General features: G+C 68.8%; 18 protein-coding genes and 1 pseudogene. 18 read left to right on the top strand and 1 reads right to left on the bottom strand.

Annotation, left to right across the window (positions count from 1 at the left end; genetic code table 11):
* From DW306_RS21160 to DW306_RS02855, 8 genes and pseudogenes are all read left to right on the top strand, one after another.
* Nucleotides 1–327, top strand: a pseudogene (locus DW306_RS21160) (adenylosuccinate lyase); the annotation flags it as partial.
* Nucleotides 324–1,097: an alpha/beta fold hydrolase gene (locus DW306_RS02885; protein ID WP_136054139.1), complete on the top strand. Its 774-nt coding sequence runs from the start codon at nt 324–326 to the stop codon at nt 1,095–1,097. The pseudogene DW306_RS21160 and the gene DW306_RS02885, both read left to right, overlap by 4 nt.
* 2 nt (nt 1,098–1,099) lie before the next feature.
* Nucleotides 1,100–1,507 carry a 4-carboxymuconolactone decarboxylase gene (pcaC, locus tag DW306_RS02880; protein WP_136054138.1) on the top strand — a complete coding sequence of 136 codons (408 nt, stop codon included), beginning with the start codon at nt 1,100–1,102 and terminating at the stop codon, nt 1,505–1,507.
* On the top strand, nt 1,504–2,268 hold the full coding sequence (locus DW306_RS02875; RefSeq protein ID WP_136054137.1) for a 3-oxoacid CoA-transferase subunit A: 765 nt from the start codon (nt 1,504–1,506) through the stop codon (nt 2,266–2,268). The genes pcaC and DW306_RS02875 overlap by 4 nt, the downstream gene beginning before the upstream one ends.
* Entirely contained in the window at nt 2,265–2,900 is a 636-nt protein-coding gene (locus tag DW306_RS02870) for a 3-oxoacid CoA-transferase subunit B (protein ID WP_136054136.1), read from the top strand. The genes DW306_RS02875 and DW306_RS02870 overlap by 4 nt, the downstream gene beginning before the upstream one ends.
* Nucleotides 2,897–4,066, top strand: coding sequence for a thiolase family protein (locus tag DW306_RS02865; protein WP_136054135.1), 1,170 nt, complete (start codon nt 2,897–2,899; stop codon nt 4,064–4,066). Before DW306_RS02870 ends, DW306_RS02865 begins: the two co-directional genes overlap by 4 nt.
* A gap of 112 nt (nt 4,067–4,178) precedes the next feature.
* Complete coding sequence (locus tag DW306_RS02860) at nt 4,179–5,480, top strand: DUF6379 domain-containing protein (RefSeq protein ID WP_136054134.1); 1,302 nt, start codon at nt 4,179–4,181, stop codon at nt 5,478–5,480.
* Nucleotides 5,481–5,489: 9 nt separating this feature from the next.
* Nucleotides 5,490–6,968, top strand: a complete 1,479-nt coding sequence (locus DW306_RS02855) for a DUF6379 domain-containing protein (protein WP_136054133.1) — start codon at nt 5,490–5,492, stop codon at nt 6,966–6,968.
* 1 nt (nt 6,969) lies between these two features.
* Here DW306_RS02855 and DW306_RS02850 read toward each other — a convergent pair whose 3' ends face one another.
* The gene (locus DW306_RS02850) at nt 6,970–7,914 is read right to left on the bottom strand and encodes a LysR family transcriptional regulator (RefSeq protein WP_342670828.1); all 945 of its coding nucleotides are present in this window, start codon (nt 7,912–7,914) and stop codon (nt 6,970–6,972) included.
* A gap of 232 nt (nt 7,915–8,146) precedes the next feature.
* Between DW306_RS02850 and DW306_RS02845 the strand changes: the two genes are divergently transcribed.
* The 10 genes from DW306_RS02845 (at nt 8,147) to DW306_RS02800 (ending at nt 18,000) form a co-directional block, all read left to right on the top strand.
* Nucleotides 8,147–9,448, top strand: a complete 1,302-nt coding sequence (locus DW306_RS02845; protein ID WP_136054132.1) for an extracellular solute-binding protein — start codon at nt 8,147–8,149, stop codon at nt 9,446–9,448.
* A gap of 86 nt (nt 9,449–9,534) precedes the next feature.
* Entirely contained in the window at nt 9,535–10,494 is a 960-nt protein-coding gene (locus DW306_RS02840; RefSeq protein ID WP_136054131.1) for a sugar ABC transporter permease, read from the top strand.
* A 1-nt stretch (nt 10,495) separates the two neighbouring features.
* Nucleotides 10,496–11,332: a carbohydrate ABC transporter permease gene (locus tag DW306_RS02835; RefSeq protein WP_136054130.1), complete on the top strand. Its 837-nt coding sequence runs from the start codon at nt 10,496–10,498 to the stop codon at nt 11,330–11,332.
* An 81-nt stretch (nt 11,333–11,413) separates the two neighbouring features.
* On the top strand, nt 11,414–12,208 hold the full coding sequence (locus tag DW306_RS02830) for a TIM barrel protein (RefSeq protein WP_136054144.1): 795 nt from the start codon (nt 11,414–11,416) through the stop codon (nt 12,206–12,208).
* Nucleotides 12,205–13,725, top strand: coding sequence for a GMC oxidoreductase (locus tag DW306_RS02825; protein WP_136054129.1), 1,521 nt, complete (start codon nt 12,205–12,207; stop codon nt 13,723–13,725). Before DW306_RS02830 ends, DW306_RS02825 begins: the two co-directional genes overlap by 4 nt.
* A 68-nt stretch (nt 13,726–13,793) precedes the next feature.
* A complete protein-coding gene (locus DW306_RS02820) occupies nt 13,794–14,204 on the top strand; it encodes a DUF6379 domain-containing protein (RefSeq protein WP_136054128.1) in 411 nt (136 codons plus the stop codon).
* Complete coding sequence (locus tag DW306_RS02815) at nt 14,201–15,343, top strand: TIM barrel protein (RefSeq protein ID WP_136054127.1); 1,143 nt, start codon at nt 14,201–14,203, stop codon at nt 15,341–15,343. The genes DW306_RS02820 and DW306_RS02815 overlap by 4 nt, the downstream gene beginning before the upstream one ends.
* Entirely contained in the window at nt 15,340–16,365 is a 1,026-nt protein-coding gene (locus DW306_RS02810) for a TIM barrel protein (RefSeq protein WP_136054126.1), read from the top strand. Before DW306_RS02815 ends, DW306_RS02810 begins: the two co-directional genes overlap by 4 nt.
* Nucleotides 16,366–16,378: 13 nt before the next feature.
* Nucleotides 16,379–16,795, top strand: a complete 417-nt coding sequence (locus DW306_RS02805) for a DUF6379 domain-containing protein (protein WP_136054125.1) — start codon at nt 16,379–16,381, stop codon at nt 16,793–16,795.
* Nucleotides 16,792–18,000, top strand: a complete 1,209-nt coding sequence (locus DW306_RS02800; protein ID WP_240747027.1) for a Gfo/Idh/MocA family oxidoreductase — start codon at nt 16,792–16,794, stop codon at nt 17,998–18,000. Before DW306_RS02805 ends, DW306_RS02800 begins: the two co-directional genes overlap by 4 nt.
* The last annotated feature ends 33 nt before the right edge of the window (nt 18,001–18,033 follow it).

Here is an 18,033-nt window from a genome sequence, read left to right as displayed (position 1 = left end):
TGGCCGACGCTGCGCGAACTGCTCCGGCTCGGCCTCGGCGCCTCGGCGCACGCGTCGTCCCTCGCGGCCGGTCTGCGGGTGGATGCCGCGGCCGGCGCCCGCAACCTCGCTCTCACCGGCGGCCTCCTCGTCAGCGAGAGGCTGGCGATCGTTCTGGTCCCGAAGATCGGCCGGGAGCGCTTCGACGCCCTGCTCGCCGCCGCGTCCGACGGCGACGATCTCGGCGACCTGCTGCGCTCCCTCCCCGAAGCCGACGATCTCGACGTCGACGACCTCCTCGACCCCGCGAACTACACCGGACGACAGACCCGGGAGGAGAGCCCGTGATCGCCCTCGCGTTCACCGAACCCGTCGGTCCGGCGGATGCTCCGCTGCTGATCCTCGGCCCCTCGCTCGGCACTTCGACGATCCTGTGGGAGTCGGTTCTCCCCGAGATCGCCGTGTCGCATCGCGTGGTCGCCTGGGACCTTCCGGGGCACGGCGCCTCGGCCCCGGCATCCGAGGCGTTCTCCGTCGACGATCTCGCCGATGCCGTCGCGGGCGCGGCGCGCGACCTCGGTGCCGACCGCCTCCGCTACGCCGGGGTCTCGCTCGGCGGCGCCGTCGGACTCGCACTGCTGCTGCGGCATCCGTCTCTCGTCGAACGCGCGGCGATCCTCTGCTCCGGCGCGAGGATCGGAGAGCCCGACGACTGGCACGCGCGTGCCGCGCAGGTGCGCGCACAGTCGACCTCGTCGCTCCTCATCGGCTCGGCGCAGCGCTGGTTCGCACCCGGCTCGATCGCCCGGCATCCCGCGTTGACGGGGCGGCTGCTGCACGCGCTGCAGGATGCCGACGACGAGAGCTACGCGCGGTGCTGCGAGGCGCTCGCCACCTTCGACGTGCGCGCACGGCTCGGCGAGATCGCCGCTCCCGTGCTCGCCGCCTGGGGGGAGTGGGACGCGGTGACACCGGAGGCGTGTGCACAGGAGATCGCCGACGGCGTGCGCGACGGGCGCACCACGCGGATCGTGAACGCCTCGCATCTCGCGCCGGTCGACGCGCCCGCCGCGGTCGTCGCCGAGCTGAACGACTTCCTGACCGAGAGAGGCCGATGACGATGACCGGATCCACCGACGAGGAGCGTCGCGCGCAGGGGTTCGCCGTGCGCAGGGAGGTGCTGTCGGATGCCCATGTCGACCGCGCGATCGCGGCGACCACCGACCTCACCGCCGACTGGCAGGACTTCATCACGCGCGTCGCCTGGGGCGATGTCTGGTCGCGCCCGGGCCTCGACCGACGGTCCCGCTCGGTCGCCGTACTCTCGTCGCTGATCGCGCACGGCCACCACGAGGAGCTGGCGATGCACCTGCGTGCGGCGCTCCGCAACGGCCTGACGATCGACGAGATCCGCGAGGTGATCCTCCAGTCCGCGATCTACTCCGGGGTGCCGGCGGCGAACACCGCTTTCCGCATCGCCTCCGAGGTGTTCGGCTCCGACGGCGCGGCCCCGGAGGAGAGCGCATGATCGACAAGACGGTGACGGATGCCGCGGCCGCCGTCGCGGGGATCGTCGACGGCTCCACGGTCATGATCGGCGGGTTCGGCCGGGCCGGGCAGCCCGTGGAACTCATCGATGCCCTCATCGCGCAGGGCGCCGGCGACCTGACGATCGTCGCCAACAACGCGGGCAACGGCGACACCGGGCTGGCCGCGCTGCTCGCGGAGCGTCGCGTGCGGAGGATCATCTGCTCGTTCCCCCGCCAGCACGACTCCTGGGTGTTCGATGGTCTGTACCGCGCCGGCGAGATCGACCTCGAGATCGTCCCGCAGGGCAACCTGGCCGAGCGGATCCGGGCGGCTGGCGCGGGTATCGGCGCGTTCTTCTCGCCCACCGGAGTCGGCACGCCGCTCGCGGAGGGCAAGGAGGAGCGGACGATCGGCGGGAGACGCTACCTGCTGGAGTATCCGATCACCGCGGATGTGGCCCTCATCAGCGCCCTCGCCGCCGATCGGTGGGGCAACCTCGTCTACCGCGAGACCGCACGCAACTTCGGACCCGTGATGGCGTCGGCCGCGGCGACGACGATCGTGCAGGTCGACGAGATCGTGCCACTCGGATCCATCGATCCGGAGACCGTGGTGACCCCGGGTCTCTTCGTCGACCGGGTCGTCGCGGTGGGTCGACGCCCCTGGCTCGATGCCGACGGCTTCATCGGTGGCGTCGACATCGAGGGGCGCCCCCTGGCCGACGCCGCCGACATCGTGCAGACGGAGGACGCCCGATGACCACCCGCATCTCTCGCGCGGAGCTCGCCGCCCGCATCGCCGCCGACATTCCCGAGGGCGCGGTCGTCAACCTCGGGATCGGAGCGCCGACTCTGGTCGCGGACTTCCTGCCCGCCGGACTCGAGATCATCCTGCACACCGAGAACGGCCTGCTGGGGATGGGGCCCTCGCCGAAGGCGGACCGCATCGACCCCGACCTCATCAACGCCGGGAAGCAACCTGTCACCGCGCTGCCGGGAGCGGCGTACTTCCACCACGCCGACTCGTTCGCCATGATGCGCGGCGGGCACCTCGACATCTGCGTGCTCGGTGCGTTCCAGGTCGCGCAGAACGGCGACCTCGCGAACTGGTCGACGGGGGCGGCGGGGGCGATCCCGGCCGTGGGCGGGGCGATGGATCTCGCGATCGGCGCCAAGCAGGTGTTCGTGATGACGGACCTGCTGGCCAAGGACGGCTCCTCGAAGCTCGTCCCCGCGTGCACCTACCCGCTCACCGGAGTCGGCTGCGTCACCCGCGCGTACACCGACCACGCGGTCTTCGACGTGGTGGACGGACGATTCCGTGTGCACGACGCCTTCGGCGACAACACCGTCGACTCGCTCCGCGCACTCACCGGTTTGGAGCTCTCATGACCTCGTCCTTCGTCTACGACGCCGTGCGCACACCGTTCGGCCGCGCCGGCGGCGCGCTCGCCGGGGTGCGTCCGGACGACCTCGCCGCGGTGACGCTGCGCGCGATCGTCGAACGCACCGGCATCGATCCGGCCCGCATCGACGACGTGCTGCTCGGCGACGCGAATCAGGCGGGGGAGGACAACCGCGACGTCGCCCGGTTCGCCGCGCTCCTGGCCGGGTTCCCGACGACCGTGCCCGGCGCGACGGTCAACCGTCTGTGCGGGTCGAGCCTCGAGGCGGTCATCCAGGGATCCCGCGCGATCGAGGTGGGCGACGCCGACCTCGTGCTCGCGGGTGGCGTGGAGTCCATGAGCCGGGCGCCGTTTGTGGTCGAGAAGTCGGCGAAGCCCTGGCCGGCGGTCGGAAACCAGACGATGTGGAACACGGCGATCGGATGGCGGATGACGAACCCCGCGCTGCCGACCGCGTGGACCATCTCCAACGGGGAGTCCGCCGAGAAGCTGGCGACTCTCTTCGATATCAGCCGTGACGATCAGGACGCGTTCGCGCTGCGCAGTCATCGCCGTTCCGCTCAGGCGTGGGCCGACGGTGTCTTCGACGACGAGATCGTCGCCGTGCCCGGCGTCACGCTGCCGCGCGATGAGGGCATCCGCGATGACACGACCCTCGAGAAGCTCGGCGGGCTCCGTGCGCTCTTCGCGACGGACGGCACGGTGACCGCGGGCAACTCCTCGCCGATCAACGACGGCGCCTCGGCGGTGCTCCTCGGCGCGGACGGTGCGATGGAAGCCGAGCCGCTCGCCCGCATCGCCGGCCGTGGCGTGTTCGGCAACGATCCCGATGTGTTCGGGATCGCGCCCGTCGAGGCCGCGAATCGTGCGCTCGAGCGTGCGGGGCGCACCTGGGCCGACGTCGACCTGGTCGAGCTGAACGAAGCCTTCGCCTCGCAGTCGCTGGCGTGCCTCGCCGGGTGGCCGGAACTCGACCCCGAGCGTGTGAACGTGCACGGCGGAGCGATCGCGATCGGCCATCCGCTCGGCGCCTCCGGCGGGCGGATCATCGCCCGTGCCGCCCATGAGCTCCGTCGGCGAGGGGGCGGAGTCGCCGTGGTCGCGTTGTGCATCGGCGTCGGGCAGGGACTCGCGCTGGTTCTCGAGCGCTGATCCGCGCGTCAGCATCGCTTATGCCCGCATACGGATCTCTTATGCATGAATCCGGCTAAAGCCGGTTAGCCTCGAGGAGCGGCGCAAGAGCGCGCCCGGAGAGGAAGCGCTGATGCTTCTCGAGAGAGACCTGATCCAGTCCGTCGGCTTCCGCAATGTGCGGGAGGGCGATGAGATCACCGGATTCCAGTTCCGCGTGCGGATGCCGTCGTACCGCGGCATGACCGCCTCGCTGATCGACGGCATCGCCGTCTCGATCCCCGGCCTGGTGGATGTGGAACCGGACGTCCCGACCTGGACGCTGCAGGGGAAGACGTACAGTCTCGCCGAGCTGTGGACGAGTGAGAACGTCCGCTGGCAGCTCGAAGACGCTGCCGTCGTCACCGTTCCTCTCGCCGGTGGCCTGCCCGACGGCATCCACGAACTCACCATCGACCTGCGCCTGCGCATGTCGTACATCCCGCAGGAGCACCAGCCCAGCCGCTATCAGGTGACCCGGGCGATCACCCTCTCGCCCGAGGCGTCCGGTGCGCCCTTCCGCTACGGCGTCTCGCTCTACAGCTTCATGGGCGACTACGGCACCTGCATCGACCTCGAGACCGCGCTGCACCAGATCGCCGACCTCGGCGCGACCGGCGTCGAGATCCTCGGCGAAGGGCACGTGCCGAACTACCCGGATCCGCCGCAGGAGTGGGTGGACGAGTGGTTCCGCCTGCTCGAGAAGTACGGTCTGGAACCCACCAACATGGGGTCGTGGATCGACACCCGCCTGCACTCGAGCGGGCCCGACGCACGCGAGATGACCGCTGAGGAGGGCGCCGCGATCCTGCAGCGCGACCTGCGCCTCGCGCGCCGCCTGGGCTTCCGATTCCTCCGGCCGAAGATCGGCGTGGTCTCGAGCGACCTCGTACCGCACCCGATCTGGACCGAAGCCGTGGAGCAGAGCCTCGCGCTCGCCGCAGAGCTCGATGTCGTCATCTGCCCCGAGATCCACTCGCCGACGCCGATCAAGCACGAGGTCGTCGACGACTACATCGACCTGATCCGGCGCACCGGTACGAAGCACTTCGGGCTGCTTCTCGACACCGGCATCTTCCAGGACAGGCCGATCCCGCTGAAGCCGGGAGAGCTGCCCGGACGGCGGCCGGCGTTCCTCGACGGCATCGGCGTCGATCCGGCCGATGTGTTCGACATCATCGAGCACGTCGTCTTCATCCAGGCGAAGTTCCACGACATCGACGACGCTCTCGTCGATCAGCAGATCCCGTGGGAGCCGGTGCTGCGGGCCCTGCGCGACGCCGGGTACACCGGCTACCTCTCGAGCGAGTACGAGGGCGACCGCATCCCGTGGCGATCGGTCGAGCAGATCCGCCGTCAGCACTCCCTCATCCGCCAGACCGTCGACGCCCTCTGAGGAGACATCATGCCCAACGGACTCATCCACGCCGACAGCCTCCGCCCCCACGCCGACGGACTGGCGCTGCGTCTCACGCTGCCCTGGTACCGGAGCCTCTGGCTGTCGTCGGTCTCGAGCCTCGCTCTCACCGTCGACGGCGAGGAGATCGCGCCCTCGGACCTGCGGTTCGAGCTCCACGGCCGCTCGTACTCGATCGATGAGCTGGGCGAGCAGAGCGAGACCCTCTGGTACCTGCAGGAGCACCCGCTGCTGATCGCGCGCCGAGACGTGCCGGTCACCCTGGGGGAGGAGCACGACGTGACGCTGATCGGACAGCTGCGCCTGCCGTACATGCAGATCGCGCCGGGTGAGGACGGCGCTCCGGGCATGTACGTGCCGAACGTCGTGCGCGACGTCCACACGCTGACCGTGACGGATGCCGACGCTCCTCGACCCGCGCTCGTGAGCGACGTGACCGCTCCGCCGCCGGCGGCCGAGGACGACCCGTTCCAGCTCGGGCTGACGCTCTACTCGGCGAGCGCGGAGTTCCGCGCCGGCTGGTACGACTTCGACGGGCTGCTCGATCGCGTGGCGGAGCTGGGCATCGGTCCCGGCATCGAGATCGTCGCCTCGCAGATGGTGCCGACCTACCCGGTGGTGTCGGACGACTTCGTCGCTCGGTGGCGTGCGGCCTTCGACAAGCACGGCTTCGATGCCAGCTCGTTCGGTGCGAACCTCGACATGGGACGCCGTCGCGATCGGGACATGACCGCCGACGAGGAGTTCGAGTTCTCGAAGCTCATGTTCGCCGGCGCGAAGCAGCTGGGTTTCCCGCTCGTGCGGATCCAGAGCGCGAAGCCGGAGCTGCTGCGTCGCCTGCTGCCGATCGCGGAGGATCTCGAGCTGAAGCTCGCCTATGAGATCCACGCGCCGATGGGACCGAACTCCGAGCCGATCCTCAAGGTGCGCGAGACCTACGCCGAACTCGACTCCCCGCTTCTCGGGTTCGTCGCCGACTTCTCGTCGACCATGCACGCCATGTCGCCGACCCTGCTCCGGGCGGTGCGCCGCGCCGGACTCGACGACGAGGCGGTCGAGCGCCTGCAGGAGATCTGGGCGACGGATGCCACGATGCGCGAGCGGCAGGAGGAGTTCATCGGCTACCTCCGCGGGCGCGACTTCGACCCGGGGCGCCTGGGTTCGTTCGCCCACCTCGCGTTCAACATGCACGGCCATGTGGCCCCGCAGGAATGGGCCGACATCATGCCGCAGATCCTGCACGTGCACGCGAAGTTCTACGACATCGACGAGCGCGGGCAGGAGCCGGCCATCGACTACCCCGAGCTCGTGCGCGTCTTCGTCGAGGGCGGATACCGCGGCTACTGGTCGAGCGAATGGGAGGGGCACGCGTTCGCGGAGCTCGGCGAGGTCGATCCGCTGGTCCTGGTGCGGCGGCAGCACGACCTCATCCGGGACAGCATGAGATCGGTCGTGGCGCCCGTCTGAGTCAGTCGTCGGCGTGGGCGCCGGATTCGACGATGCGTCCGGCCTCCTGGAAGAGCTCCACCATCCAGGCGTGCTCGGGATCGCGCGCGTGCACGGGATGCCACCAGAGCGCGTGCACGAGGGGGGTCGGCTCGAACGGCAGCTCGACGATGCGCACGCCGCCGAGACGCGCGGCGAGTGGCGCGAGCGCCCGCTGGATGAGGCCGATCCGGCGAGTGCCCGCCACGTAGAGCGGGAGGGCGAGGAAGCTCTCGACGACCGCGTCGATGCGCGGTTCGACGCCGAGCTGCTGGATCTGCCTGCTGGCCGACGTGAACGCGGTACGTGACTGATAGGTCATCACGTACGGGCGGTCGGCGAGATCCTCCATGGTGAGGTCGCCGTCGATCCCCTCCTCGCCGTCGGCGACGAGAGCCACCCATTCGTCGCGCCACAGATCGGCGTACGCCAGATCGGTGAGGAACCCGTGCGGGATGATCATGCCGTCCGCGGAACGCAGGCGGTTCGGCGCATCCTCGACCACGGTGGGGTTGTGCAGCATGAAGCGGAACCGCACGCCGAGTCCGCGTTCGGCGGCCAATCGTGAGACCACGGCGCCGATCGTGGCGAACCCGTAGTCGGATCCGTAGATCGAGAACTCGCGCGTTGATTCCGCCGGCGTCCAGGTCGCCTGACTCTCGAACACGCGCCGTGCGGCCTCGAGTGCCGTCGTGGTGTGCTCCGCCAGGCGAAGGGCGAACGGCGTGAGCTCGTACGTGTTGCCGCGGCGGGCGAGGATCGGGTCGTTGAAGTGGGTGCGCAACCGGGAGAGCGAGGCGCTGAGCGCGGGCTGGCTGAGATGCAGCCGCTCGGCGGCGCGGGTCACGCTGCGCTCGGTCAGCAGGGCGTCCAGCGACACGAGCAGGTTGAGGTCGAGTCGGGACAGCAGTGCATGATCGGTCACCACGGTGTGATCCTCCGGCGTCGGAAAGCGATAGACCGATCCTATCGATCGAAGCTATCCTGCTGCGGGTCGGTATCCGCCCGCTGGATGACGCTCGGCGCAGCCCCGTTCAGGCGGACTTATGCCATGCATCCGAAACACTTATGTGTGTTTCTGACGAATCCAGTCGATACTGGCAGAACAGCACCGGACTCAGACCCCTGAGTCCCCGACAACGTAGTCAGAAAGGCTGGACATGTCACAGCACTCTCGATCCCGCGTCCTCCGCACCGGCATCCTCGCCGCGGCGACCGCAGGTGTCGTCATCCTCGCCGGTTGTTCCGGATCCGCCCCCGAAGGCGACTCCGGAGACTCCAGCGGCGAGCAGGCATTCAGCTTCACGTTCGCGACCTCCAACAACCTCGAGAGCCCGTACGAGTCGCTCGCCAACGCGTACATGGAGGCGAATCCGGACGTCAAGATCACCATCAACCCGACGCCGAACGACAAGTACGGCGAGACCATCCGCACACAGCTGCAGGCCGGCAACGCGTCGGACGTGATCCAGACGACGCCCGGCTCCGGTGACGCCCGCGGCCTGATCCCGCTGGCCGAGGCCGGCTTCCTCGAGCCGCTCGGCGACACCGCGACCGGGCTCGTCCCCGAGGGCAGCGAGCCGATCTTCGAGATCGACGGCGAGACCTACGGGCAGCCCATGGACTTCACCATCGCGGGTGTCGTCGCCAGCATGGGAACCGCCGCGCAGAACGGCCTCGACGAGTTCCCGACCGACGAGGAATCCCTCTACGCGGCGTGCGACGCCCTCGCCGCCGACGGCAAGTCGCTCCTCGCGCTCGCCGGCGCCGCCGGTCCGAACGCCGGACTCACCGCTCAGGGCATCGCCGCCACGCGCGTCTACGCCGAAGACCCAGACTGGAACACGCAGCGCGCCGACGGCGACACCACGTTCGCGGAGTCCGAAGGATGGAAGGACACGCTGCAGACGCTCGTCGACCTGAAGGACGGCGGGTGCTTCCAGCCCGGTGCCGAGGGCGGCGGGTTCGACGCGATCACCAACGGTCTCGCACAGGGCACCTCGGTGGGCAGCTTCATCCCGTCCGGCTCCGCCGTCGAGATCGCCACGGCGGCTCCGCCGGAGGCCGACTTCAAGGTGCAGCCGTTCCCGGCAGCCGACGGCGGCGACCCCTACATCCTCGCCAGCTCGAACTACACGATCTCGATCAACGCGGCGTCGAAGGTGAAGCCCGCGGCCGAGGCGTTCGTCGAGTGGCTCGCCACGGACGAGGCGCAGGAGCTCTACTACGAGAAGTCCGGTCTGCTCCCGATCTCGGGCTACAAGAACCTCGACCTCTCCGACACGATCTACTCGCCGGTGGTCGACCTGATCGCGGACGGCTCCTACGCCACGCTCCCGAACAACATCTGGCCCAACCCGTCGGTCTACGAGGCGCTGCAGGTCGGCGTCCAGGGCCTGCTCACGGGTCAGAAGACGATCGACCAGGTGCTCCAGGACATGGACAACGCCTGGGGCGAATAGCACCGAGGGCCGTCCGGGTGCCGCGCTCGCGCACCCGGACGGCCACTCCCATATCTCGCACGACGACGTACGAACATGAGGGAATCATGACCCTGAGGACAGAGTCCGAGACCGAGCTGGTGATCGTGCCGAAGAGCTCTTCGGCCGGACGCCGCCGCCCGCCCGCTCCGCGACGACCCGGTCTGCTGAAGTTCGGCCATTGGTGGTGGGCGCTTCCCGGCATCATCCTCGTTCTCGCGGTGCACTACGTCGCGACGACCATCGGCGGCTTCTTCGCCTTCACCGACTGGTCCGGCATCGGCACCTTCGCCTGGATCGGCTTCGACAACTTCGCGAAGATCTTCGGCGATCCGACGCAGATCGGGTCCCTCGGCAACACGCTCTTCCTCGCATTCGTGTCGGTCATCCTCAGCAATATCGCCGGCCTCGCGCTCGCCCTCGGGCTGAACCGCGGCCTCAAGACGCGATACGCCCTCCGCGTGCTCTTCTTCATGCCGGTCGTGCTCAGCCCGCTCGCCGTCGCCTACGTGTGGAAGTTCATCTTCGACTACAACGGCCCGATCAACGCCTTCCTGAAATCCATCGGCCTCGGGGAGTTCGCGAAGGCATGGGTCGCCGATCCGACCTTCGCGATCTGGACCATCCTCATCGTCGTCGTCTGGCAGAACATCGGCTTCGCGATGGTGATCTACATGGCGGGACTCGCCGCCGTGCCCGTCGAGATCGAGGAGGCCGCCGCGATCGACGGGGCGAATCTCTGGCAGCGGTTCTGGCACGTCACGCTGCCGTCGATCCGGCCTGCGGTCGCGATCGCCACGACCCTCGGCCTCGTCAACGGCCTGCGCATCTTCGACCAGATCATGGCCATGACCGGCGGAGGGCCGGCCGGCGCGACCGAGACCCTCGCCACGCAGGTGTACAAGGAATCCTTCGCCCTCGGCAACTTCGGCTACGGTGCCGCGCTCGCGCTGCTGCTCACCGTGATCATCCTGGTGTTCGCCATCATCCAGCAGCGCCTGACCAACGGTCGCACCGAGGAGGACTGACATGTTCCGCTACACGAAGTTCACGGCCCTGCGCGAGGTCCTCATCTGGGTCATCGCCATCGTCTTCCTGGCCCCCTTCTACTTCCTCGTCACCACGGCGCTGAAGTCCGACCAGGAGGCCATCACCTCGTCGAACCTCGCTCCGCCCACGAGCCCCGACTTCGGCAACTTCGTCGAGGTGCTCACCGCCCAGGGCAACTCGAACGTGGTGATGGGGCTCGTCAACAGCATCATCATCACCGCGGGCAGCATCCTCTGCCTGGTGCTGCTCGGGGCCATCACCGGCTACGTGATCTCCCGCAGCACCCGCCGCTGGAGTCGCACCGCCTACATGCTGTTCCTCATCGCGATCGTGCTCCCGACGCAGCTCGGCACGGTGCCGCTCTACATCGGCGCCCGCACGATCGGACTCACCGGGTCGCTGTGGGGCATGGTCATCCTCTACACCGGGATGCTGCTGCCGCTGTCGATCTTCCTGTACGCCGGGTTCTTCCGCGGACTCGGCACCGAGTACGAGGAGGCGGCGACGATCGACGGCGCCTCGCGCACGCAGATCTTCTTCCGCATCGTCCTGCCGCTGATGTCACCGGCGACCGGAACGGTGGCGATCCTCGCCGGACTCATCGTCTGGAACGACTTCTTCACCTCGCTGATCTTCCTCGGCGGCTCGGCGAACCAGACGCTCCCCGTCGCCATGTACTACTACATCGGCTCGCTGGTCTCGTCGTGGAACAAGATCTTCGCGATCGTCATCGTCTCGATGATCCCGATCCTCCTGTTCTACCTCTTCGCCCAGAAGCGCTTCATCCAGGGCTTCGCCGGCGGTCTCAAAGGCTGAGCCGCCCGCACGCCGCCATTCTCGTCCGGCCGAGCACCATCGGTCTCCTCATCGACCCCGCATCCAGAAGGAATGAGCATCATGTACGTTCTCGCCCCCAATATCGAGCTTCTCTTCACCGAGGCCGGCGACTACCACGACCGGGTGCGCGCCGCCGCTGCGGCAGGGTTCACCGCCGTGGAGATGTGGGGTCCCACCGGGGTCGACGCCCCGGCGACGCCGAAGGACATCCCCGCGTTGAAGGCGGCGCTGGACGAGACCGGCGTGCAGCTCACCGCGCAGCTCGCCGAGCCCCGGACGCAGTTCATGATCCCGCCGTGGGACCACTCCGAGTTCTTCCGCAAGCTCGACGAGGGCGTCGAGATCGCCCACGCCCTCGGCACCCCGCGCCTCGTCGTGGGCAGCGGCACGGGCTTCGGCGGGTGGAAGCGTCAGGTGCAGCTCGACAAGCTCGTCGAGATCTACCAGAAGGCGATCGCGCAGATCGACGGCTCGGGGCTCACTCTCGTGCTCGAGCCGGTGAACGTGCGCGTCGACCACCCCGGCTCGCTGCTCGACCGCACGGCGGAGGCGGTCTACGTCGCGCGCGGCGTCGACTCGGCGCACTTCGGAGTGCTCTACGACATCTACCACTCGGCGGTCGAAGGGGAGGACATGGCCGCCGAGCTGGCGAACGCCGGCGACATCGTGAAGTACGTGCAGCTGGCCGATGCCCCCGGCCGGGGAGAGCCGGGAACCGGCTCGCTCGACTGGGCCGAGCGTCTCGGCATCCTCCGGTCATCGGGTTATGACGGACCGATCGGTCTCGAGTACTACCCGCAGACCGCCTCCGAGGAATCCGTCCGGCTCATCCGAGAGGTCGCGGCGACGGCATGAGCGAGCGGAGCTATCCCGCATCCGCCGACGTCGTTATCGTCGGCAGCGGACCGAACGGCGCGGCCTACGCGCGCATCCTGAGCGAGCTCGCCCCTGAGGCGTCGATCGCGATGTTCGAGGTCGGTCCGACCGTCTCGAACCCGCCCGGCGCGCACGTGAAGAACATCGAGGATGCCGCAGAGCGGGCTCGCGCCCAGGCGCGCTCCGAGGGTCCGGGGGAGCGGGCGGCGACGATCAGCGATCCGGGTGCGGCGAAATCCGGTCAGCGCCGCGGGCGGGCCGGCACCTACCTCCTCCCCGAGGGCTACCAGGTGGAGGGCGAGGACGGGATGCCGGTCGCCGCCTTCTCGAGCAACGTCGGTGGGATGGGGGCGCACTGGACGGCGGCCTGCCCTCGTCCGAACGACAGCGAGCGCATCGACTTCCTCCCCGATCTCGACGAGCTGCTCGACGAGGCCGAGCGTCTGCTGGGCGTGACGACGGATGCCTTCGACGCGTCGCCGTTCGCGACCATCGTGCGGGAGCGGCTCTCCGAGGCGGTCGACGCGCAGCGAGACCACGCGCACCGTGCACAGCGGATGCCGTTGGCCGTGCACCGCCGCGATGACGGCCGACTCGTGTGGTCGGGGTCGGATGTGGTGTTCGGAGACGCGACGCGCGCGAATCCGAACTTCTCCCTGTTCGACGAGTCGCTCGTCACGCGCGTGCTCACGGAAGGGGGACGCGCATCGGGTGTCGAGGTGCGTGACCTCCGCACCGGTGCCGTCCGTACGGTCGCGGCCCGGTACGTCGTGGTGGCCGCCGACGGCCTGCGCACCCCGCAGGTGCTGTGGGCCTCCGGCATCCGTCCTGCCGCGCTCGGACGCATGCTCAACGACCAGACGCAGATCGTCTTCGCCTCGCGGCTGCGCGACGTGCAGGCCGGCGGTGAGGATGCGGTCGCCGCGTCTGGAGCGCTGAGCGAGCAGAGCGGCGTCACCTGGGTGCCGTTCACCGACGAGATGCCGTTCCACGGCCAGATCATGCAGCTCGACGCCTCGCCGGTGCCGCTCGCCGAGGACGACCCGGTCGTGCCGGGGTCGATCGTCGGCCTCGGTCTCTTCACGGCCAAGGAGCTGCAGTGGGACGACAGGGTCGAGTTCTCGGACGAGGCCGTCGACGGCTATGGAATGCCCGCGATGACCATCCACTACACGCTCACGCCTCGCGATCACGCGGTGATGGAGCGTGCGCGTGACGAGGTCGTGCGCCTCGGCCGCGCGGTGGGCGATCCGCTCGACGAGCGTCCGTTCACGATGCCTGCCGGCGCCTCGCTGCACTATCAGGGGAGCACCCGCATGGGCGTCGCCGACGACGGTCGCAGCGTGTGCTCGCCCGACAGCGAGGTCTGGGACGTGCCCGGCCTGTTCGTCGGGGGGAACAACGTCATCCCGACGTCCACCGCGTGCAACCCGACGCTGACCTCCGTCGCCCTCGCCGTGCGCGGAGCTCGCCGGATCGCCGGGTCCCTCGGCTGAATCTTGCTTATGTTGGAAAAAGACATTAGTCTGTCCAAACAAGGACAAAGTAGTCAAGGAGACCACCTGTGATTCCCGATCGCATCATCGAACAGGGCACGCTCGTCACCGACGGCGGCCGCGCCTCCGTGGAGGTCCGCCTCCCCTGGTACCGCGCACTGCCCGGCAGCTGCATCGCCGGAGCGAAGCTGACCATCGATGGCACCGAGGCTCCGGCCGACTCGCTGCGCTGGACCATGAACGGCCGCGCGTTCACGTTCGAGGAGCTCTCCACGAACATCGACGAGTGGTGGTTCCCCGTCGACTCCGCCGTGCTCAGCGGCGAGGTGCCGGTGGCGGCCGAGGGCGATCACGAGGTGCGGGTCGACCTGACCCTCTACATCCCGTACATCATCATCTCCGACAGCGAGACGCTGCACATCGAAGAGCACGACACCAAGACCATGGCCGCCCGCCAGGCACAGGAGGTGGCGGCATGACCGCTCAGAGCACGCCCGACAAGAGCACATCCGTCAAGGGCGCACCGATCCAGGGCGTCACCCTCTACAGCTACACGCGGGCGTTCCACGGCCGCGAGTACGACCTCGAGCAGCTGATCCGCAAGGTCGCCGCCGAAGGGCACGGGCCGGGGCTGGAGATCATCGGATTCTCCAGCTTCCGCGGCTTCCCGCACATCGACGACGCGTTCGCCGGCGGATTCCGCGACCTCGTCGACGAGGTCGGCCTCGTCACGACATCCCTCGCGGTGAACGCCGACATCGGCATCCACCGCGACCGGATGCTGACGCAGGACGAGCTGATCGACTACATGACGCTGCAGATCAAGGCGGCGGCGAAGCTCGGCTTCCCGATCGCCCGCGTGCAGATCTCGATCACTCCCGACTCGATGGAGGCGCTCGCGCCGATCGCGGAAGAGCACGGCGTGACCCTCGCCCTCGAGGTGCACGCCGACCAGTACGCCTCTCACCCGCGCATCCTGGCGCTCCGCGACCGCTACGAGAAGGTTGGCTCGCCGTTCCTCGGATTCACGATGGACTGGGGTGCGACCGTCTCGGGCTTCGCACCGTCACTCATCGAGGCGTACCGCCGCCGCGGCGCCTCCGAGGAGCTGCTCGGCAAGGTCGTCGACCTCTGGAACACGTACTACGAGCAGGGCCCTCCCGCCGACCAGGCCGTGCACGGCCAGCGTTTCGGCTCGTTCATCGGCCTCGCCGCCCAGAACGGCCGCCCCGATCTCGGCATCGACTTCGGCATCAACGGCACCGGCCTGTTCGGCCCGGCCCGTGTCGACGACTGGCTCGAGATCATGCCGTGGGTGAAGCACGTGCACGGCAAGTTCTTCGGCATCGACGAGAACGGCGAAGAGCCGTCGGTCCCGGTGCGCGACCTCATCACGCTGCTGGTCGAGAACGGCTACTCCGGTGCCGTGTCGAGCGAATACGAAGGCTGGCACTGGAATCACTGGCAGAGCCCGTTCGACATCATCGCCGGCGAGCAGGCCGTGCAGCGATCGGCCGCCGAGAACGCGGGCAGCCGGATGATCACCGACGCGGCAGAGGCGCGACAGGCCCTCGCCGCCCACCTCCCGCACGCTCTCACGAAGGGACTACCCGCATGACCGACGGCATCGCCGGCACCGGCATCAAGCTCGGCATCACGCTCTACTCGCTCACCTCCGAGTTCGCCGCCGGGCTCTACACGCCCGAGACGCTCATCAAGGCGGCGGCCGACCACGGCCTCGGCCCCGGCATCGAGTTCAACATCGCCCAGATGCTGCGCAGCTACCCCGATGTCGACGACGATTTCGTGAAGATCTGGCGCGACAGCATGGACCGCTACGGCCTCGAGCCCAGCGCGATCGGCACGAACCTCGACATGGGTCGCCGCAAGGACCGCGACATGACACCCGATGAGGAGCACGAGTTCCTCGCCCGCCAGCTGAAGACCGCGCACACGCTCGGCTTCAAGAAGGTCGTCATCCGCTCGCACGGCAAGGAGCTGCTGCGCAGCCTCCTGCCGCTGGCCGAGAAGTACGACCAGAAGCTCGGGTACGAGATCCATGCGCCGTCGGGTCCGAACAACCCGCAGGTGCTGCAGATGCGCGAGATGTACGACGAGCTGCAGTCCGACCGCCTCGGATTCACGGCCGACTTCTCGTCGACGATGCACTCTCTCTCGCCCACGCTGTTGCGCACCATGCGACAGATGGGCATGCCCGAGGAGTACTTCGCCGTCATGGACGAGATCTGGCACGAGCCGACGCCCATGCACGTGCGCAACCAGAAGTTCGAGGACTTCCTGACGTCGGAGAACTTCGACTTCGCTCGCCTCGGGCCCTTCACGCGCCTGGCCTTCAACATGCACGGCCTCGTGCCGCCGGAGGAGTGGCTCGACATCATGCCGCAGATCTTCCACGTGCACGCCAAGTTCTACGACATCGGCCCCGACGGGGAGGAGCCGGCCATGGACATCCCGCGCATCGTGCGCCAGTTCGTCGAGGGCGGCTACCAGGGGTACCTCTCCAGCGAGTGGGAGGGCCACGCCTTCTCCGACCTCGGTGAGAGCGACCCCATCGACCTCGTCAAGAAGCAGCACGACCTCATGCGTCGTGCGATCGAAGAGACCGCCGTCGCGGTCTGAATCGGAGTCACTCATGGCCACTCACAACTCCCTGTTCTCCGAGAAGGACGTCCGCCGCACCGACACCGGCATTGCCGTCTCGGTGCAGCTGCCCTGGTACCGCAGCCTCTGGCTGTCGGCCGTCGACGGTGTCGCCGCCACGGTGAACGGGGTCGCGATCCCGACCGAGTCGCTGCGGTTCGAGCTCGAAGGACGCACGTACCGCGTCGACGAGCTGCCCGAGCAGCACGACACTCTCTGGTTCGTCGCCGAGCGCCCCGAGGTGCTGATCGACCTCGATCCGGTGCCGCAGGCCGGCGATGCGCTCACCGTCGAGGTCGTCCTGACGATGCGTCTGCTCTACATGCAGATCATGCCGGGCGTCGACGGCGGACCAGGACGCTACGTCACCAACCGCGTGCCCGTGCAGCGCGAGGTCGTGCTCGCATGACCCTCCCTCCCTCTTCGGGCAGAGCCCTGCGGGTGGCGATGATCGGCCACGGCTTCATGGGCGCCGCACACTCGGTGGGCTGGCGCCAGGCGCCTCGCGTGTTCGACCTGCCCGACGCCGTCGAGATGGCGGTCCTCGTCGGCCGCGATCCGGATGCTGTGCGGGAGAAGGCCGATCAGTGGGGCTGGGCCGACACGTCGACGGACTGGCGCGAGGTGATCGCCCGACCCGACATCGACATCATCGACATCGTCACGCCCGGTGACTCCCATGCGGAGATCGCCATCGCGGCGCTCGAGGCGGGCAAGCACGTGCTCTGCGAGAAGCCGCTCGCGAACACGGTCGATGAGGCCGAGGCGATGGCGGATGCCGCGGAGCGCGCCGCTGCGCATGGCGTGGTCTCGATGGTCGGCTTCACCTACCGGCGCGTTCCCGCAGCCACGTTCCTGCGGGATCTGATCGCGGAGGGCGTGATCGGGCGGGTGCAGCAGGTGCGCGCCGCCTATCGGCAGGACTGGCTCGTCGATCCGGAGATGCCGTTGGCGTGGCGCCTGCAGAAGGAGCACGCGGGTTCCGGCGCGCTGGGCGACATCGGCGCGCACATCATCGATCTCACGCAGTTCGTCACCGGTCAGACGGTGGATGCCGTGACCGGGGTGACCGAGACGATCGTGTCGCAGCGGCCGCTGAGCGCCGGGGGCTCCGGTCTGTCGGGCACGGCCGGCACGGGCTACGGCGACGTCACGGTCGACGACCTCGCGCTGTTCACCGGACGACTCTCGGGAGGCGCGCTGGCGTCGTTCGAGGCCACGCGCTTCGCGACCGGCCGCAAGAACGCGCTCACGATCGAGGTCTCGGGCGACAAGGGCGCGCTCGCGTTCGATCTGGAGGACCTCAACAGCCTGCAGTTCTACGACCGCACGGCGCCGGGCGACCGTCAGGGCTTCACGAAGATCCTCGTCACCGAGGCCCTGCATCCGTACGTGTCGGCCTGGTGGCCGGCCGGTCATATGCTCGGCTATGAGCACGGATTCACGCATCAGGTCGTCGATCTGGTGCGTGCGATCCACGACGGCACCGCGCCGCATCCGGGTTTCGCCGAGGGACTCGGAGTCCAGCGCGTGCTCGACGCGGTCGAGCGCAGCGCCGCCGACGACGCGGCCTGGGTGCGCGTGCGCACCGAGGCGCCGGTCGGGCTCGGCTGAACCCGCGTCACCCCCTCGCCACACCCGCCACGT

This window comes from Microbacterium sp. K24, assembly GCF_004794465.1.
GTDB lineage: Bacteria > Actinomycetota > Actinomycetes > Actinomycetales > Microbacteriaceae > Microbacterium.
Note: the sequence above shows the minus strand (reverse complement) of the source record. Positions and strands in the feature narration are given on the sequence as shown.

Excerpts from the sequence above, each read along its gene's own strand:
- pcaC (WP_136054138.1), top strand. The coding sequence starts at position 1,100 with ATGACCGGATCCACCGACGAGGAGCGTCGCGCGCAGGGGTTCGCCGTG.
- DW306_RS02875 (WP_136054137.1), top strand. The coding sequence starts at position 1,504 with ATGATCGACAAGACGGTGACGGATGCCGCGGCCGCCGTCGCGGGGATC.
- DW306_RS02870 (WP_136054136.1), top strand. The coding sequence starts at position 2,265 with ATGACCACCCGCATCTCTCGCGCGGAGCTCGCCGCCCGCATCGCCGCC.
- DW306_RS02865 (WP_136054135.1), top strand. The coding sequence starts at position 2,897 with ATGACCTCGTCCTTCGTCTACGACGCCGTGCGCACACCGTTCGGCCGC.
- DW306_RS02860 (WP_136054134.1), top strand. The coding sequence starts at position 4,179 with ATGCTTCTCGAGAGAGACCTGATCCAGTCCGTCGGCTTCCGCAATGTG.
- DW306_RS02855 (WP_136054133.1), top strand. The coding sequence starts at position 5,490 with ATGCCCAACGGACTCATCCACGCCGACAGCCTCCGCCCCCACGCCGAC.
- DW306_RS02845 (WP_136054132.1), top strand. The coding sequence starts at position 8,147 with ATGTCACAGCACTCTCGATCCCGCGTCCTCCGCACCGGCATCCTCGCC.
- DW306_RS02840 (WP_136054131.1), top strand. The coding sequence starts at position 9,535 with ATGACCCTGAGGACAGAGTCCGAGACCGAGCTGGTGATCGTGCCGAAG.
- DW306_RS02835 (WP_136054130.1), top strand. The coding sequence starts at position 10,496 with ATGTTCCGCTACACGAAGTTCACGGCCCTGCGCGAGGTCCTCATCTGG.
- DW306_RS02830 (WP_136054144.1), top strand. The coding sequence starts at position 11,414 with ATGTACGTTCTCGCCCCCAATATCGAGCTTCTCTTCACCGAGGCCGGC.
- DW306_RS02825 (WP_136054129.1), top strand. The coding sequence starts at position 12,205 with ATGAGCGAGCGGAGCTATCCCGCATCCGCCGACGTCGTTATCGTCGGC.
- DW306_RS02815 (WP_136054127.1), top strand. The coding sequence starts at position 14,201 with ATGACCGCTCAGAGCACGCCCGACAAGAGCACATCCGTCAAGGGCGCA.
- DW306_RS02810 (WP_136054126.1), top strand. The coding sequence starts at position 15,340 with ATGACCGACGGCATCGCCGGCACCGGCATCAAGCTCGGCATCACGCTC.
- DW306_RS02805 (WP_136054125.1), top strand. The coding sequence starts at position 16,379 with ATGGCCACTCACAACTCCCTGTTCTCCGAGAAGGACGTCCGCCGCACC.
- DW306_RS02800 (WP_240747027.1), top strand. The coding sequence starts at position 16,792 with ATGACCCTCCCTCCCTCTTCGGGCAGAGCCCTGCGGGTGGCGATGATC.